Raw genomic sequence first — 13818 nt, 5'->3', positions numbered from 1 at the left:
TCATAGGGCCTCCCACTTATGGCGGTTGGCCGCTTGACGGCGCTGCGAACAGCGCCTGTGTTTGCCGGTGCTGCGTGGCCGGTCGCATTGGTCGCAGATCGGCGGCAGGTTGAGGTTCTGCAGGGGCAGGGCGCGCGGGGTGGTGCGGCGATAGATCGTCATGCGGCCTCCTGCAGCTGGGCTTCGGGGAACAGTGGGTTGGCCTGCAGCAGGGCGCGGTAGGGCGGCTTCGATACCGAGTTGCCGCACATGCGCACCTTGGCCTTGTTGCTGAACCTGCGGCCGTCGTGGCCGACGTCGATCTTGTAGTCGGCGCCGAAGCCCTGGATCAGGTACAGCTCGCGGGGCGTCAGCATGCGCATGCCGATATCGACGATGACGTACGGGGAGCCCTTGATGGTGACCGTTACCAGGGCGAGGCGGTCGCGCGTGGTGATGGTGGCTGCCGGGTCCCGGCAGTCGTAGGTGTTGTCCGAGCCGTAGTAACCCATCAGGAACGCGGCCACGCGCTCGGCGCCTTCCTGGTGCTCTGGCGAAAGAGTGCATTGCATCAGTGCCAGGTGTGTGCCGCCGGCGGTGATCGCCGGCGCCTGGTCGCGCAGATCTTCGCCAGTGCTGTTCTGGCGCAGTGTCACCAGGCTGGCCGTCACGACGTTCTGCTGGCTGCAAGTCGTGGTCAGGGCAGTGGCGGGCTCGTTTGGGTGCCGGCCCAGCGTGGTGTTGTAGCCTCCGTTGTGCTGCGCCAGGTAGGCCACGCCGACAGCGCGGTGGTTCTCGGTGAGGATGGCGCCGGCCGGCTGCTCACAACTGGTCGGCTTGCCGCTGTAGGCCGGGCCGCCGGCACCGACCAGCACCGGAGCGACCACGGCAAAATGGCCGCCTTTCACTTCGCTGCAGATGGTGCGCCCGGGCTCGCCGGCGGACATGTTGCGCTGGCTGCTGCCGTTGGCATGCTCGGTGATGAACGGGGCGAGCAGTGGCTGAGCCACCGCAAAGCCCTGGCCGCCCGTGATAGTGGCGGCTGGGTCGTAGATCGATTGCCCCCGGAAGTCGGCGCCACCGTGGTTCACGCTGACGATGAAGGGATCTGCGTGCTCGAGGAGGAACTTGCGCACGCCCTTGCGCAGCCGCTCCATCGTCTTGCCCACCAGCGGGCGGCGCACGCCGGCGGCCTTGCCTTGTTCGGCGTCGAGGAAGATCGACGGGCAGGGCAGGCTCCAATCAATGTACGTGGCCACCGGCACCCAAGGCAGCTGACCAGGGGCTGGATGCTTGGCGTGTGTTGCCTGTGGCCAGTTGATCGGCACGCCGTCGCGACGGGCGATGAAGAAAAGGCGTTCGCGAGTGGTGGCGGCCCCGAAGTTGGCAGCCACCAGCTTGTCGTAGTGGCAGGTATAGCCCTTGTCGCGCAGCAGGTGCAGGAAGCGCGCCCAGGTTTTGCCTTTACGCTTCGGATCCGGCATCAGGTACTGATTCTGCACGGGCACGCGCTCGCCGACCTCGGCCACTCGGTTTACGGCTTTGCCTGTGGCAGGGTCGGTGATCATTTCGAGCGTGACGACTCGGCCTGTGCTCGGGCAGCGCTTCGCGATCAGCGGCCCCCACTGCAGCACCTGCATGACGTTCTCCATGGTGAGCATCAGGGGCAGGGTTTGCCCCACCCACTTGATGACCATCCACGACAGCGAGCGGCTTTCCTTGCTGCGGGGCTGGCCGCCGCGGGCCTGGCTGTGGTGCGTGCATTCCGGGCTGGCGTGCAGGCGGCCGACAGGGCGGCCCTGGGTTGCAACGCGCGGCTCGACCAGGCGGATGTCTTCGCGGTAGTGCGTGGTTTGCGGGTGGTTGACGATGTGCATGCTGACGGCGTCATCGTCGTGGTTGATGGCGATGTCGACGCACTCGCCCGTGGCTTCTTCCATAGCCTCGGACGCACCACCACCGCCGGCGAACAGGTCGACATTGAGGTATTGGCGCAGGTCGAGGGGCAGCTGTGCCTGGTAGACGGCTTCGGCGAGGTTGTGGCGGCGGAATGAGGTCATGCCGCACCTCTCGAGGTCAGTGGCTTGGTGTATCCCGCGCATGCTGGTGATTGCTGCACGGTGGCGGCCTGGAAGCGCGACGGGCTCCAGTCGCAGCTCAGGTCTTCGGCTATGTGGCCGAACATGGCGATGCAGCGGCGTGCGTGGCGGCAGTCGCCGCAGGTCATGCCTTCGGGCAGGTCCATATCGTCACCGGTGCGGGGCAGTGGGGGGCGTTCAGACATGGCGACCCCCTTGCATACCGGCTGTCTGCGCAGCAGTTGTTTCAATCTGCAGAGCTTGCCCATACCCCACGACAAGCTGCGCGTGCGGGCGGTTGTTGAAGCGGAGCGATGGGCTCAATGTGCGCGCCCGGCGTAAACCTGTCAGGGGGTAGGCGGCAGCTGCATTGCTCTGAAAGAGTCGCTGGATGCTGCTCATGTCCTGGCCCTCGCGCGTTGGGTGCTGCTGAGCAGGCTCATCAGCCGCTGGAAGTAGCGGTCGCGGGCTTCCTCTGCACTCCATGGCTTGATGTGCCACGCGGGCAGCTCGATGCCCTGGATGCAGTCCCAGGCGTCGGGGTGGGCGGGCATGAGGTCGCGGCGCTCGACGGCGAGCATGTACATGTCGGCCTCTTTCACCTGGTCGGGGAGCTCGGGATCAAGGTCGAAGCGTTCGCAGATGGCGAGCCAGATGCGTTGCTCGACCTGGCCGTACACGTCATCGACTGCCATGTCCTGGGCGTAGCCGCGCATGGCCAGCTTGAGTGGGCGCGTCATTTCGCCGATGTAGGCTTCGGTGGCGTCGTGGAGCAGGGCGTGCAGTTGGTGTTCGGGCTCGACCAGCTCGTGTACGCGGTAGGAGTGCTCGGCAACCGAGTAGTGCTGGCTGGTATGGCCGTTGAAGCGGCAGAGCCGGGCCAGGCTGTGGGCGATATCGGCGGGGTGAATCATTTCCGCCGTAGGGGTGAGCAGCTCGAAGCGGATGCCCTGGTTGGTGAGGATCCACGTCATGCTGGCACCCCTGCATTCACTCGCAGTGCGGCGCATAAGATGCGCGCCTCGTGATTGGCGTCGTCTAGCGCGTTGTGCTTAACGCCCTGGAACTTGATGTCGGCCTTCGCGGTGGGATAAAGCGCACAGATCGTGCGCAGGTCGCGGTCGTTCCAGAAGTCCCAGGGGGGCGGGAGCTGGGCCGCGTCGTAGGCGTTGCGAAGGATGACGTTGTCGAAGCTGCTGCCGTTGCCCCAGACCCGGCGATCGTCACGCTCGGGGGCGTGGGCTTCGATGAACTGCCGGACGGCGGCCAGGGCGACACCGATATCTAAGCTCTCCTGCGAACCGTCGACTTCGCGGCGGGCCTCTGCGTCCTGGCGCATCCACCACTTGACCGTATCGGCGTTCAGCGTGCCGCCCAGGGCAGTGTGCGAATTGACGTAGACGCGGGTATAGAACCGGCCGACGATTTCGCCGTGCTTCACGCAGGCGATGCCGATACTGGCGATGGCAGCGGTGCTGCGGTTGTCGAAGGTTTCCAGGTCTGTCACGAAGTGGGTTTCGTTGATCATGCTGCAGCCTCCTGCTTGGCGACGTGCTGCATGGCTGCCTCGTAGCTCATCAGCATGCGATGGCCGGGGCTCTCGGCGACTTCGCTGTTCGTCAGATACAGCGTGTGTTGTTTGTCCAGCGCGTCGCCGGGCTGCCAGTTGTCGACGATCTTGCTGAGCCCCAGCGCTTTGGCGATGCGGTCGGCGTTGCGGGTTTTGCCGCAGGCCTGCGGGCCCTGGACGATCACGCTGCGTCCGCCGGCGGCTGGTGCTGCGGGCGCGGTCTCTAGTTGCTGCAGGCGTGATACCAGAGCCTGCAGCTGTTCGCGGGTGGCGTTGGTGTCGCGTTCGCGTTGGGTGTTGCCCAGGTGCTTATGGACTTCGGCAGCCTTTTCCAGCTGCTTGATCGCGCGGCGAACCCACAGCAGCTCGTGGTCGCTCAGGCAGCGCTGGGCGAAGAGCTTGACCCGGGCGTCCGCGTCTTGGCTGATCGACTCGAGGGCGTGCTGGTGGTCGTGAATCAGGTTCAGCCGCTGGCCCTTGAGGCTGGTGATTTCCAGCGCCTGCTCATTGATGGTTTCTTGAAGTCCATCAATCAGTGGCTGGCGGGCTTGGCTGCCGTCTGAATAGCCTCTGGCGCGAATGCGCATTCTGGCGATGCGTATGAACGCTGAGGTGAAGATTAAGCCGATGCCAAGGCCTGCGATAAGGCAGATGATGATTAGGTGGTTGGTGGAGTGCATGTGCTGTGCCTCGAAGGTGGTAGGAGGCCGGCGTGGTAAGCGCCGGCCGGTTGGTTTAGATGCTGGCTTCGTAAAGCGGGATATCGCCGATGGCGCCGTGGATCTGCTTGCGGACGGCGCCGTAGGCTTCCTCGAGCACCTTGTCCGGGCGCACCAGCTCGTACCACATGCTCAGGCGGCCCTCGGCGATGCGGTAACGGAAGCGAGCGCTGATCAGGAAGGCGTCGCCGCCCAGGAAGGGCTTGATGCCGATGTAGAACAGCTCGGGGATGTTGAGCTGGCCGGTTGCGCCGGCGCTGCCGTCGATTTGTTCGTTGTAGGTGAGCTGCACCTGGCCGTTGTCGAGGCGGGTGCCCTGGCGGAACGTGATGTTCTTCTGGGCCTGAAGCGTGCGGCTGATTTCGAGCATGTCCGCGGCGCTCGGGGCGTTCTTATCGTCTTCGTTCTGAACGATGTCCTTCACGTTGTCTTCGATGAACTGGGCGAAGTCCGCCTGTGGGAGGCGCTTGCGATCCATCTCTTTCCAGTTGCCCCATTCGACGGTGAGCGGGCACGAGTAGGTTGCGGTGTGATCGCCCCAGGCTGCCGCCTCGGGGGTGTGGTAGTCGAAACGCGCCTGGAAGGTGCGGCCATTGGGGCCATTGCAGAAGATTGCGGTTGCCGGGCTGGCGAAACGGGTCACGTAATCCACGAAGGACGGCACGTCCAGCAGGGTGAGGCGCTGGCGGATGCGAGTCGGCGCCGGCAGCAGTTTCTCCAAATCTTCGAGCGCTACATCGTCCGGGCGCAGCGCGAGCGGCTGGGGAATGCCCTGGACGTTAAACGGCTTGCCGAGGGTTTGAGCGAGTACGACCAAGTGCTTGAGTGCTTCTTGCATGAGTGTGCTCCTGTGAGCGGTTGGGGGCTGGTGTTAGTCGGCGGCTTTGCGCAGAGGGGCCGGGGCTTCTTCGTCGACGGAGCGCAGCTCGAGGTTCTGCTGTCGCGGATCGCGGCGGCTGATGTTCCCCTCGGGGGTGAGGAAGAACAGCGACGTGCCACGCGCCAGTACCGGCTCCTTGCTCTTCACGTCGGCCTTGATGGTCATCTGGCCAGCGCCTTCGGGCTTGTAGGTGAGCTTGATGGTCAGCTCGCCTCCCTTGTTGGTCAGGCGGATGGCATCGATCAGGGCGTGCTGGACGTCGGTCAGTTCGTCCAGCAGGCCGCCGCCTTCCACATCCCGCAGCGTGTCGATGAATGGGCGTTTACTCATGTGCTGTGCCTCTTGGTGGTGGCCTTGGTGGGGCCGGTTATGCCGCGTTTTTGGCGGCGTGTTCCTGTTGGCGGTCGAGCCATTTGGCGAGGTGGGTCAGGTAGATGACCCAGGGTGACCGCTTGGAATTGGGGTCCAGCCTCCAGAGCTGCAGCTGGAGGCCGCCGGCGGCGATCTTGCGGCGCAGGTACGCGACGCTTTTGATGTGCGGCAGGTGGTCGACCAGCAGCTGCTCGGCGGTGATGTAGTTGGCCGAGTAGCGTTGGCGCAGTTGCTCGAGCGTGTTTTGCGGGGCCTCCGTCATGGCTTGGCCTGCGGCTCGAAGCGCGTGGCGACCAGCTGGACCAGCCCCTCGATGGACTTGGCGCGCTGGCGGTACACCGGCTCGCCGCTGGCGTTGACGACCAGGGCGAGGTAGGGCGACTGGGTCTGCGGCTCCAGCGAGACGTAGGGCAGGTGGCCGAGCGGAGTTACGCGCACCAGCTCGGCGTACAGCCGGCCCAGCTCTTCGCGGTGCGGGTAGGCGGCGTTGAGGCGCTCGATGGCCTCGGCGCTGGTGGCTGCCAAGGTTTTGCCGCTGAGCGCAGTAGGGTGCTCGACATGCACGCTGGCCAGCTTGAGGGCGCCGATAGCGTGGCTGATTGGGCTGTTGCTCATGCTTGGCTCCCTGCCTGACGCGGCGGCTTGGTGGTGACGGTGATGCCCAACTGCTCGGCCAGCCAGGCCACGCCAGCCTCTGTGGTCATGACCACGCCGTAGTGGCTGTAGGTGTTGAGGTTCTTGTTCCAGCGGCTGCGCGGGTCGATGAACATCCGGCCCTCGGTGCGTGGGCCGATCAACAGTTCGCCGGCGGTGCTGAGAATGCGCAGCTCACGCAGGCGGCTGCGCAGTTCACGGTCGCGGAGGCCCAGCGCCTGGGCGGTGGCTTTCAGGTCGCGGTTCATGGGGGTTACCTCAGGCGGCGAGATGCTGGATGTGCTCGGCGAGCGAGAGGTACACGTCCTGCGGGCTGCCTGAGACTAGGTGCGTGCGGTTGCCGTGCACGGCGATGCCGGTGTGCAGAGGCGCGCCCTCGAAGTTACCCGTGTGCACATTGACGATGGTGCCGGTGGTGAGCGTGGTGCTGCCGCCTTGGCGGCACACCGTGCGCAGGGTGCGTTCGTCCTCTGTGCCCAGAGTGGCCGTGGGGCTGTGGGCAGGCTCGCGTTCAGGGCAAGGAATACCGGTGTCTATCCGGCCGTTGGCCAGGTCTTCGATGAACAGCTTGGCCTGGTTGAAGAAGCCGGCTTCGTGCGGGTCGAGGGTCAGTTCGCCGGTGATGTCCGCCAGGGTGGCGCGCAAGCGAATGCGGTGCTCGCTGCATTCGGCGTCGATATGCACGCGAATGGCCTGGCTGCTGTCGCCTGGGCGAGCCAGCTTGAGGATGACGCTGCCGCCGTGGATGAGCGCGGCGCGCAGCAGGTCGTTCGATGCAAGGGTAAGGATGAGGTAGATCACGCCGCACCTCCTTCAAAGCTACTGAAGTCTTCGAAGGCGGGCAGAGTGGTGCTGCGCAGTTGGGGGCGGCCGCAGACGATCATCACCAGTTGGCCGGTGGCCTGCTGGATGCTGCGAACGATGGTGGGGTTAGAGGCCGCTGCCGGGTGGATGATCACCGGGCAGCGGGTTTTGCTGTGCTGTGCCTGATTCATTGCCGTAAACCCTTGGTAAGTGGGTACGGCAAAATTAGCAATAGCTAATCGCTAATGCAATAGCGTTTGCTAAATAAATTTAAGCATCTGCTAAACAGGCTCAGGGATGTGCCTTGAGGCCTTCAGAATTCCTGCAACGTAGTGAATCTTGCTGATCTTAGTTTGGTCGATGATCAAGGGGGGGAAGCCTGAATTGACGCTGTCGAACCTGTACTGCCCGTCTCGGTGGTAGATGAACTCCTTGATCATCGATTGGCCATCCAGAGTCTGCACCAAGACCTCATCACCGTTTAGGTATGCGTGGTTAGGTTCAATCAGGACGTATTCACCATCCTTGATCCGGGGGTGCATGCTGCTTCCAACTACTCGCAGCCCATAAGCATTCTTATCGTCGCTATTGACATTTAAGTAGCCATCTCCGTGGCCTGCAGGGTAGTCCATCGCTTCAAAATGCCCGTTGGGTCCGAGTTGTGCCTTACCAACAACAGGCACGGGGGCCAGTCGCTGCTTGATTCGTTCGTACTCTCTCCGCGAATCCTCAACGTACGCTGCAGTCTCGTTGATCTTCGCGTTGAAGAAGGCAGGGTGTGGAAGATTGTGCTGTTTGAGCCCTAGGTTATGCCAGCGCTCAGTCAACTCATTACGCTGATCTGTGGAATACGCACCTGTGATGAGCAGGCCATGCGGGAGCTGGAGCTTCTGCTCCAGATTGGTCGCGGAGCGCTCGCCCATGTTGCGGTGCCCATTGAGGAGCTGAGAGATGTACGACGCATCCAGGTCATGAGCATTCGCGAAATCCTTATGGGAGTTTTCTCCAATCAGGGCTTTAAGGATGGTCAGGCGTTTTTCAAATATGTCCATTTCTTAATTCTGTAATTCCGTTAGCAAACTGTAAATTACGGTTTGCTATTGCGATAGCAATTAGCGAATGCTAATGTCGCGGCACTGGAGGCAGCTATGACACTCATCGATTTCATAAAGGGTCTGGACAAGGAAGCTTTGGAAGGCTTCGCAGCTTGCTGTGGAACTAGCCTTGGGCAGCTCAAACAAGTGGCCTATGGGCATCGCAGGGCCTCCGCCGCTCTTTCAATCTCTCTTGATAGGGAGACGGGTGGTCGTGTTCCGTGCGAAGAGACCCGGCCAGATATTGACTGGGCCTATCTGCGCGGCAAGGCCGCATAATTATTGACTAACAGCCCCTCCGGGCACAGCAAGCAACACAGGTACAGGAGGGGAGCCAGCCCTGGGGCCTTACCAGCAACCCAGGGCTGGCACCGGGCAAATAGCCCAAGAGCAGGAAACCTGACGCCACGGCGGCAGGTGCAATAGAGGCCGGAACCAGGGTTCCACTTACCAAGGTATTCACCCTGGCCCGGCGTTCCGGTAGAGCGGTTACCAGCCGCTCCGCCTCAACAACCGAATCACCCGGGGCACAGCACGTACATCGGGATTTTCGGCTGCTGTGGCCATAGGATAGGGCGTCGCCTGACCTGTGGCTATGGTAGTTAGCGGGGTTTACTACCAATGAGCACCAGCACAGAGATTACGGGCGGGCCAGTGCGGTCGCTCGCGGCGGCGATCGATCTGGATTGCCGCGAGTTCAAAGGCGGTCACACGGCGGTGTGCGCCATCCTCGAGGAGCCTTACGGCCCTTTCCAGAAACGCCTCTCCTGTTCCTACCCTGAGCACCACCTCAACACCCTGCAGCTGGCCCGTGTGGTCGAGCTGACGCGCGGGCCGATGGTGCGCGAGTGGTTCGAGCAGGTGTTCGGCGTGGTGACGTACCAGCCCAAGCCGGTGCAGGCTAGCCAGGATGCGCTGAAGGCGTTGAGCAAACTGCTCGACAAAGAAGGCAAGTTCGTCGGCAGCCTGGTAGGCGGCTCGGCGGACGGCAAGTGGGAGGCGCACGAAGTCGAGGTGCTCGAAGAGCATGGCTATGCGCTGATCGGCAAGCTGCTGGGCATCATGGCAGGCGCGCGCGAAGCGATGGAGGGCCGCAGCCATGGCTGATGCACTCGACCTGGCGAGCGAACGCGAAGAGCACCTGCGGGCTGGGGCGATCCTGGCTCACCGCAAGGCAGTAGCACCGGCGTACACCATCAGCGCCGAGCACTGTGAGAGCTGCGGTACCGAGATACCGGCGGCGCGGCGGCTTGCGGTGCCGGGGTGCCAGACGTGTGTGGATTGTCAGGCATATCGGGAGGTGCGCCGTGGGTGAATCCCAGATCAAGCCCTGCCACTGCTCGTATGAGGGCGCGCTGGCTGGCATCAACCACCAAGGCGTTTACTTGTCGCTGACCTGTCCAGAATGCCGCCGCTCGGTTCAGGCCTTCACCATGGAAGGCCTTGTGGAGTCTTGGAACAAGCCGGCTGAACCCAAGCGCCAGGGAGAGCAGCCATGATGGTTGCTCGCGGCCAGGCGTCTAACCAAGTCCCTGATGCTGGAACCGGTCACCTGCATACTCAGCGCTATGGCATGGCCGGAGAGATCTACCGCTGTCCTCAACATAGGTCAGGTGATTGCGGGATGTGCGGAGGCACCGGCTACCGCTCCGTCTGCAACCGCACAGAATGCCACGAGCACGGATGTTCGTTCGGTTCGTGCGGCAGCAGCAAGGCTCTATTCGACGCTCAGGAAGCCAGTATGAAGCTTACCCGGCAGGGAGTGCAGGGCGAATGACCAAGGCTTCAACTTCCCCGGCCCCCATCGCTGCCTGGGCGCGGCGGTATATCGAGAACTTCAAACTGGCCCTGGTGCCGATACCCGAGGGCGAGAAAGGCCCGACTGGTAAGGGCTGGAACAAGCCAGGCGGCTATATCACGGACGCGGCGAAGGCCGAGGCGCACTGGACGAAGCACCCGAAACAGAACATGGGTGTGTTGCTCGGTGCGAGCGGCGTTTGCTCGCTGGACGTCGACCACGTGGAGTGGACGCGCCAGGTGCTGAGCGACTTGCTCGGCATGAGCCTGGATGACGTAGCCGCCGAGCACGCGACCAGCGTGGGCAATCCTGAGCGCTTCCGCATCATGTTCGCGGTGCCGGCCGGCAGCGAGTTCAGCCGGCATTCGCTGGTGTGGCCCAACCCTGACGACCCGGATGGTTCGAAGCACAAGCTGGCCATGAAGGCGGTGAAGCGCGCCCAGGAGATTGGCGACAAGGGCTTGGAAGCGGAGATGCGCGCCAAGGCCAAGGCACTGGCACCGGTCACGGTGTTCGAGCTGCGTGGCGGCGATGTGCAGGACGTGCTGCCGCCCTCGATCCACCCTGGTACCGGCCAGCCCTATACTTGGCGCACGGCGCCGGCCGGCGATGGGTTCGGCGAGCTGCCACGCGACCTGGTGAATGTCTGGAACAAGTGGGACGTGTTCAAGCGCATGGCGCTGGACTACTGCCCGTGGGCGCCGAAGGCGCCAGAGCCGGCGGCCAAGAAGGCTGCGACCTCGGCGCCGGCCGACGGGAAAGGCGAGTCCGTGGTGGATGCCTATAACCGCGCCTATGACGCCGCGGGCCTGCTGCAGGCCGCCGGTTACATGAAGCGTGGCAAGAAGTGGCTCTACCCGGGCAGCTCGACGGGCCTGCCGGGGATCTCGATCAACGATGAAGGCCGGGTGTATTCGCACCACGGCGCTGACCCCTTGGCGAACGGCCACTGGAATGACCCGTTCGATGTGTTCTGCGTACTCGAGCACGATGGCGACCAGAAGGCGGCGGTGAAGGCCGCGGCGAAACTGCTCGGTGTGGATCACGCGAGCAAGCGCAAGCAGGTGACGAAGCAGAGCGGGCCGAAGGCAGATGCGCCGCCTGCGGACGCAGGGCCCGAGTTGCCGCCGCAGGCTGATGACCTTCCCCCGGCCCCATCTGACGCAGAGGGCGACAGCGAGGCCGGCACCACCAGCACCGGGGGCGCGGGGGGAGGCTTCTCGCTGGCCTGGCTGCTGCGGCGTTATGCGCTGATTGAGGGCACCACTCATGTGTGGGATATCGATGCGGCGAAGAAGATCAAGAAGTCGGGCTTCATCGCGCACATCGGCAAAGAGTCGTTCAAGGAGTGGGAAGCGGTCACCGACAAGCGCAAGAAGCGGGTGAGCGAGGAATGGGTCAAGGATAACGAGCGCACCCAGGCGCTGGCAGGCAAGGCGCTGGGCGACTTCTCGATGCCGATGATGACGCGCTATGTGTACATCGACGGGACGAAGGACGCCTGGGACTACGCGAAGAAACGGCGGATCGCCGAGGGCGCGGTGAAGATGGCCCTGGGCGATGCGTACAGCTTGTGGCTGAACAGCCCGGATCGGCGCGTGGTGGATATGAACCACATCGTATTCGACCCGACGATGACGCATGACCCCGAGGTGTACATCAACACGTTCGAGGGCTTGCCGCTGCAGCCTGAGCGCAACGATGCGGCGTGCGAGAACCTGATCTGGCTGGTGTCGTTCCTGTGCAACCACGCCGAGGACGCCACGCAGTGGCTGTCGCGCTTCCTGGCTTACCCGCTGCAGCACACGGGCGCGAAGCTGGATACGGCGGTGCTGATGCATTCGACGACCGAGGGCTCGGGCAAGAGCCTGTTGTTCTCGGTGGTGATGGGGCGCATCTACGGGCAGTACTCGGCGACGGTGGGGCAGACGCAGCTGGAAGGCTCGTTCAACGCCTGGCAGAGCGGGAAGATGTGGGCGGTGTTCGAGGAGGTTGTGAGCCGCGACCAGAAGTACAACCAGGTGGGGAAGATCAAGCAGCTGATCACCGGGCAGACGGTGCGCATCGAGTCGAAGTTCGTGAACGGCTGGGAAGAGGCGTCGCACATGAATGCGGTGTTCCTCTCGAACGAGATCGTGCCGTGGCCGATCAGCGACAGCGACCGGCGATTCCTGGTGATGTGGCCGGAGGCGAAGCTGCCGGAGGAACGGCAGAAGGCGATCAAGCACGAGCTGGATAACGGCGGCGTCGAGGCGTTCTACGCCTGGCTGCTGGCCTACGACCTGGGTAACTTCGACAAGCAGACCAAGCCGCCTGTGACGCCGGCCCGCGATCGCCTGGTGGCGTTGAGCCGGGCGCCTTGGCAGACGTTCATGCACCTTTGGCGCCTGGGGGAGCTGGGCGCAAACTTGTGGGGGGCGTGCTTGAGCAGCGACCTGTATTCGCTGTTCCTCGAGTGGTGTCAGCGGGGCAAAGAGCACTCGATGAGCCAGACGAAGTTCTCGCTGTTCATCACGACGATGGACGTGGAGAAGACGCGGGCCATCCCCTGGACGGATCGCAATACGCGGCGCTTCGCGGCGTTCTTCTTTCCGAAGGATGAGGAGTCCTTCCTGCCACCAACCACGACGGCGGCCGTGCTGGGCAAGCATGTGGTCGAGTGGCGCGATCGCGCCCGCAAGGCCGGCTGGAACGTGGACAAATGGGATCACGTACAGCAGGTGGCGGCATGACTACGGCCAAAAGTGTGTTGGGTGTGTTGGGTATGTGTTGGGTTGGTTTGGGCAACCCAACACACATTGCGCCCAGTAAATCCGGGCGTTGTGGCGCTGTGTGTTGGGTGTGTTGGGTTTACGCGCCCGCGCGCGTGCGTATGCGAAAAAAATCACTCTCCCTCTCATGGGCTAACCCTTCAGGCGGCTGCGTTTTTTCTCCACGCGAGACCCTGAAAAACCTTACCAACCCAACACACCCAACACACATTGCTTTAAAGCATTGTTCTGAAAGGGGTTTAGTTGTGTTGGGTGTGTGTTGGGTTGAGCGATTTTGTGTTGGGTTGAGTTTTGAGCGGGGGAATGGGCGATGAATGAGGTGATTGAAGCGCTGTTGCTGGCGTGGGGCAACGAAGTGATCAGCCCGGCCCTGGATGTGAGCATCCGCTCGCCATTGGGCACGATGGATGAAGAAGGGGCGCGTGGGGTTGGTGGGTCGCGGTGCCTGTCGAGCGTGGAGTGCGAAGTGGCAGTGAGCCGGGCTTCGGCTGCCGTCGACCGGGGCATCACGCTACTGGCCGCCGACGAGGTGGACGGTGGCCTGGGGTCGAAGGGCAGGGCGCTGCGGTATCTGGCCTTGGTGCGTTACACGTCGCGCCCGAAGCTGGTCGTTGCTGCGCAGTGCCACACGCTGGGCATCAGTATGCGGACGTATCGCACCCGCGTTGGGGAACTGCATCAGGAGCTGGCCAAGGTGCTGCCGGGCGTAGTGGCTGAGCGGGACGTGGCAGAGCGTGGCACCGATGCGGCTGCGGAGGCTCGCACGCGGGCGCGCGGCGTGCGAACGGCTGGCAAGGTCGAGGCTAAGCGCCTGGAGCTGTTGAAGGCCACCGGCAGGGCGATTCGGGATGCCTATCGTGCGGGGCTGAAAGCCAATGGCCTATGACCGTTCGTCGGGGTGGCTTGTCGTGAACCGTGCGCGAACCATGCGTGAACCCTGCGTGAATCGTTCAAGCGAAAACAGCCCGTTGCGGGCGTTGCATGTCGGGGGGTAAAAGGTGCCCAGGCTTTATTGCGGTGCCCGCGATAAACACCCTGCACGGTGCTGTGCAACTCGACGGTCGCTCCCCGCGCCGTCACCGCCCCCTCGGGGGCAACC

20 protein-coding genes are annotated in these 13818 nt (G+C 63.4%); 6 read left to right on the top strand and 14 right to left on the bottom strand.

Annotated features, from left to right (window positions below; translation table 11 throughout):
* The 14 genes from BVH03_RS26525 to BVH03_RS26590 all read right to left on the bottom strand — a co-directional run bounded on the left by BVH03_RS26525 (position 1) and on the right by BVH03_RS26590 (position 8108).
* Positions 1 to 162, bottom strand: a complete 162-nt coding sequence (locus tag BVH03_RS26525; protein ID WP_168175667.1) for a hypothetical protein — start codon at positions 160 to 162, stop codon at positions 1 to 3.
* Entirely contained in the window at positions 159 to 2039 is a 1881-nt protein-coding gene (locus BVH03_RS23080) for a DNA cytosine methyltransferase (RefSeq protein ID WP_075963362.1), read from the bottom strand. Before BVH03_RS23080 ends, BVH03_RS26525 begins: the two co-directional genes overlap by 4 nt.
* Complete coding sequence (locus tag BVH03_RS23075; protein WP_075963361.1) at positions 2036 to 2263, bottom strand: hypothetical protein; 228 nt, start codon at positions 2261 to 2263, stop codon at positions 2036 to 2038. The genes BVH03_RS23080 and BVH03_RS23075 overlap by 4 nt, the downstream gene beginning before the upstream one ends.
* 192 nt (positions 2264 to 2455) lie before the next feature.
* The gene (locus BVH03_RS23070; protein ID WP_075963360.1) at positions 2456 to 3031 is read right to left on the bottom strand and encodes a phosphohydrolase; all 576 of its coding nucleotides are present in this window, start codon (positions 3029 to 3031) and stop codon (positions 2456 to 2458) included.
* Complete coding sequence (locus BVH03_RS23065) at positions 3028 to 3585, bottom strand: 3'-5' exonuclease (RefSeq protein ID WP_075963359.1); 558 nt, start codon at positions 3583 to 3585, stop codon at positions 3028 to 3030. Before BVH03_RS23065 ends, BVH03_RS23070 begins: the two co-directional genes overlap by 4 nt.
* Positions 3582 to 4214 carry a hypothetical protein gene (locus tag BVH03_RS26200; protein WP_143486052.1) on the bottom strand — a complete coding sequence of 211 codons (633 nt, stop codon included), beginning with the start codon at positions 4212 to 4214 and terminating at the stop codon, positions 3582 to 3584. Before BVH03_RS26200 ends, BVH03_RS23065 begins: the two co-directional genes overlap by 4 nt.
* A gap of 148 nt (positions 4215 to 4362) precedes the next feature.
* Positions 4363 to 5184 carry a YfdQ family protein gene (locus BVH03_RS23055; protein ID WP_075963358.1) on the bottom strand — a complete coding sequence of 274 codons (822 nt, stop codon included), beginning with the start codon at positions 5182 to 5184 and terminating at the stop codon, positions 4363 to 4365.
* Between the two features lie 33 nt (positions 5185 to 5217).
* On the bottom strand, positions 5218 to 5556 hold the full coding sequence (locus tag BVH03_RS23050) for a hypothetical protein (protein ID WP_075963357.1): 339 nt from the start codon (positions 5554 to 5556) through the stop codon (positions 5218 to 5220).
* A gap of 37 nt (positions 5557 to 5593) precedes the next feature.
* On the bottom strand, positions 5594 to 5860 hold the full coding sequence (locus tag BVH03_RS23045) for a pyocin activator PrtN family protein (protein WP_075963356.1): 267 nt from the start codon (positions 5858 to 5860) through the stop codon (positions 5594 to 5596).
* Complete coding sequence (locus BVH03_RS23040; protein ID WP_075963355.1) at positions 5857 to 6213, bottom strand: hypothetical protein; 357 nt, start codon at positions 6211 to 6213, stop codon at positions 5857 to 5859. Before BVH03_RS23040 ends, BVH03_RS23045 begins: the two co-directional genes overlap by 4 nt.
* On the bottom strand, positions 6210 to 6500 hold the full coding sequence (locus BVH03_RS23035; protein WP_075963354.1) for a hypothetical protein: 291 nt from the start codon (positions 6498 to 6500) through the stop codon (positions 6210 to 6212). The genes BVH03_RS23040 and BVH03_RS23035 overlap by 4 nt, the downstream gene beginning before the upstream one ends.
* 10 nt (positions 6501 to 6510) lie before the next feature.
* On the bottom strand, positions 6511 to 7053 hold the full coding sequence (locus tag BVH03_RS23030; RefSeq protein ID WP_075963353.1) for a hypothetical protein: 543 nt from the start codon (positions 7051 to 7053) through the stop codon (positions 6511 to 6513).
* On the bottom strand, positions 7050 to 7247 hold the full coding sequence (locus BVH03_RS23025; protein ID WP_075963352.1) for a hypothetical protein: 198 nt from the start codon (positions 7245 to 7247) through the stop codon (positions 7050 to 7052). The genes BVH03_RS23030 and BVH03_RS23025 overlap by 4 nt, the downstream gene beginning before the upstream one ends.
* Before the next feature lie 90 nt (positions 7248 to 7337).
* Positions 7338 to 8108, bottom strand: a complete 771-nt coding sequence (locus BVH03_RS26590) for a S24 family peptidase (protein WP_256574793.1) — start codon at positions 8106 to 8108, stop codon at positions 7338 to 7340.
* Between the two features lie 96 nt (positions 8109 to 8204).
* Here BVH03_RS26590 and BVH03_RS23015 point away from each other — a divergent pair, with 96 nt between their 5' ends.
* The 6 genes from BVH03_RS23015 to BVH03_RS22990 all read left to right on the top strand — a co-directional run bounded on the left by BVH03_RS23015 (position 8205) and on the right by BVH03_RS22990 (position 13605).
* The gene (locus tag BVH03_RS23015) at positions 8205 to 8429 is read left to right on the top strand and encodes a YdaS family helix-turn-helix protein (protein WP_075963351.1); all 225 of its coding nucleotides are present in this window, start codon (positions 8205 to 8207) and stop codon (positions 8427 to 8429) included.
* Between the two features lie 342 nt (positions 8430 to 8771).
* Positions 8772 to 9257: a hypothetical protein gene (locus BVH03_RS23010; RefSeq protein WP_075963350.1), complete on the top strand. Its 486-nt coding sequence runs from the start codon at positions 8772 to 8774 to the stop codon at positions 9255 to 9257.
* Complete coding sequence (locus tag BVH03_RS23005) at positions 9250 to 9465, top strand: TraR/DksA C4-type zinc finger protein (protein ID WP_075963349.1); 216 nt, start codon at positions 9250 to 9252, stop codon at positions 9463 to 9465. The genes BVH03_RS23010 and BVH03_RS23005 overlap by 8 nt, the downstream gene beginning before the upstream one ends.
* On the top strand, positions 9458 to 9649 hold the full coding sequence (locus BVH03_RS23000) for a hypothetical protein (RefSeq protein WP_075963348.1): 192 nt from the start codon (positions 9458 to 9460) through the stop codon (positions 9647 to 9649). The genes BVH03_RS23005 and BVH03_RS23000 overlap by 8 nt, the downstream gene beginning before the upstream one ends.
* Positions 9650 to 9923: 274 nt before the next feature.
* Positions 9924 to 12680 carry a bifunctional DNA primase/polymerase gene (locus BVH03_RS22995; RefSeq protein ID WP_075963347.1) on the top strand — a complete coding sequence of 919 codons (2757 nt, stop codon included), beginning with the start codon at positions 9924 to 9926 and terminating at the stop codon, positions 12678 to 12680.
* Positions 12681 to 13029: 349 nt separating this feature from the next.
* The gene (locus BVH03_RS22990; RefSeq protein WP_075963346.1) at positions 13030 to 13605 is read left to right on the top strand and encodes a hypothetical protein; all 576 of its coding nucleotides are present in this window, start codon (positions 13030 to 13032) and stop codon (positions 13603 to 13605) included.
* Positions 13606 to 13818: the final 213 nt, after the last annotated feature.

This window comes from Pseudomonas sp. PA15(2017) (genome assembly GCF_001945395.1).
GTDB lineage: Bacteria > Pseudomonadota > Gammaproteobacteria > Pseudomonadales > Pseudomonadaceae > Aquipseudomonas.
The sequence above is the reverse complement of the archived record's forward strand: the minus strand, read 5'-3'. Positions and strand labels throughout refer to the sequence as shown.

What these genes read in the sequence shown, in the direction of transcription:
- BVH03_RS26525 (WP_168175667.1), bottom strand. Translation starts at nt 162, where the DNA reads ATGACGATCTATCGCCGCACCACCCCGCGCGCCCTGCCCCTGCAGAAC.
- BVH03_RS23080 (WP_075963362.1), bottom strand. Translation starts at nt 2,039, where the DNA reads ATGACCTCATTCCGCCGCCACAACCTCGCCGAAGCCGTCTACCAGGCA.
- BVH03_RS23075 (WP_075963361.1), bottom strand. Translation starts at nt 2,263, where the DNA reads ATGTCTGAACGCCCCCCACTGCCCCGCACCGGTGACGATATGGACCTG.
- BVH03_RS23070 (WP_075963360.1), bottom strand. Translation starts at nt 3,031, where the DNA reads ATGACGTGGATCCTCACCAACCAGGGCATCCGCTTCGAGCTGCTCACC.
- BVH03_RS23065 (WP_075963359.1), bottom strand. Translation starts at nt 3,585, where the DNA reads ATGATCAACGAAACCCACTTCGTGACAGACCTGGAAACCTTCGACAAC.
- BVH03_RS26200 (WP_143486052.1), bottom strand. Translation starts at nt 4,214, where the DNA reads ATGCGCATTCGCGCCAGAGGCTATTCAGACGGCAGCCAAGCCCGCCAG.
- BVH03_RS23055 (WP_075963358.1), bottom strand. Translation starts at nt 5,184, where the DNA reads ATGCAAGAAGCACTCAAGCACTTGGTCGTACTCGCTCAAACCCTCGGC.
- BVH03_RS23050 (WP_075963357.1), bottom strand. Translation starts at nt 5,556, where the DNA reads ATGAGTAAACGCCCATTCATCGACACGCTGCGGGATGTGGAAGGCGGC.
- BVH03_RS23045 (WP_075963356.1), bottom strand. Translation starts at nt 5,860, where the DNA reads ATGACGGAGGCCCCGCAAAACACGCTCGAGCAACTGCGCCAACGCTAC.
- BVH03_RS23040 (WP_075963355.1), bottom strand. Translation starts at nt 6,213, where the DNA reads ATGAGCAACAGCCCAATCAGCCACGCTATCGGCGCCCTCAAGCTGGCC.
- BVH03_RS23035 (WP_075963354.1), bottom strand. Translation starts at nt 6,500, where the DNA reads ATGAACCGCGACCTGAAAGCCACCGCCCAGGCGCTGGGCCTCCGCGAC.
- BVH03_RS23025 (WP_075963352.1), bottom strand. Translation starts at nt 7,247, where the DNA reads ATGAATCAGGCACAGCACAGCAAAACCCGCTGCCCGGTGATCATCCAC.
- BVH03_RS26590 (WP_256574793.1), bottom strand. Translation starts at nt 8,108, where the DNA reads ATGGACATATTTGAAAAACGCCTGACCATCCTTAAAGCCCTGATTGGA.
- BVH03_RS23015 (WP_075963351.1), top strand. Translation starts at nt 8,205, where the DNA reads ATGACACTCATCGATTTCATAAAGGGTCTGGACAAGGAAGCTTTGGAA.
- BVH03_RS23010 (WP_075963350.1), top strand. Translation starts at nt 8,772, where the DNA reads ATGAGCACCAGCACAGAGATTACGGGCGGGCCAGTGCGGTCGCTCGCG.
- BVH03_RS23005 (WP_075963349.1), top strand. Translation starts at nt 9,250, where the DNA reads ATGGCTGATGCACTCGACCTGGCGAGCGAACGCGAAGAGCACCTGCGG.
- BVH03_RS22995 (WP_075963347.1), top strand. Translation starts at nt 9,924, where the DNA reads ATGACCAAGGCTTCAACTTCCCCGGCCCCCATCGCTGCCTGGGCGCGG.
- BVH03_RS22990 (WP_075963346.1), top strand. Translation starts at nt 13,030, where the DNA reads ATGAATGAGGTGATTGAAGCGCTGTTGCTGGCGTGGGGCAACGAAGTG.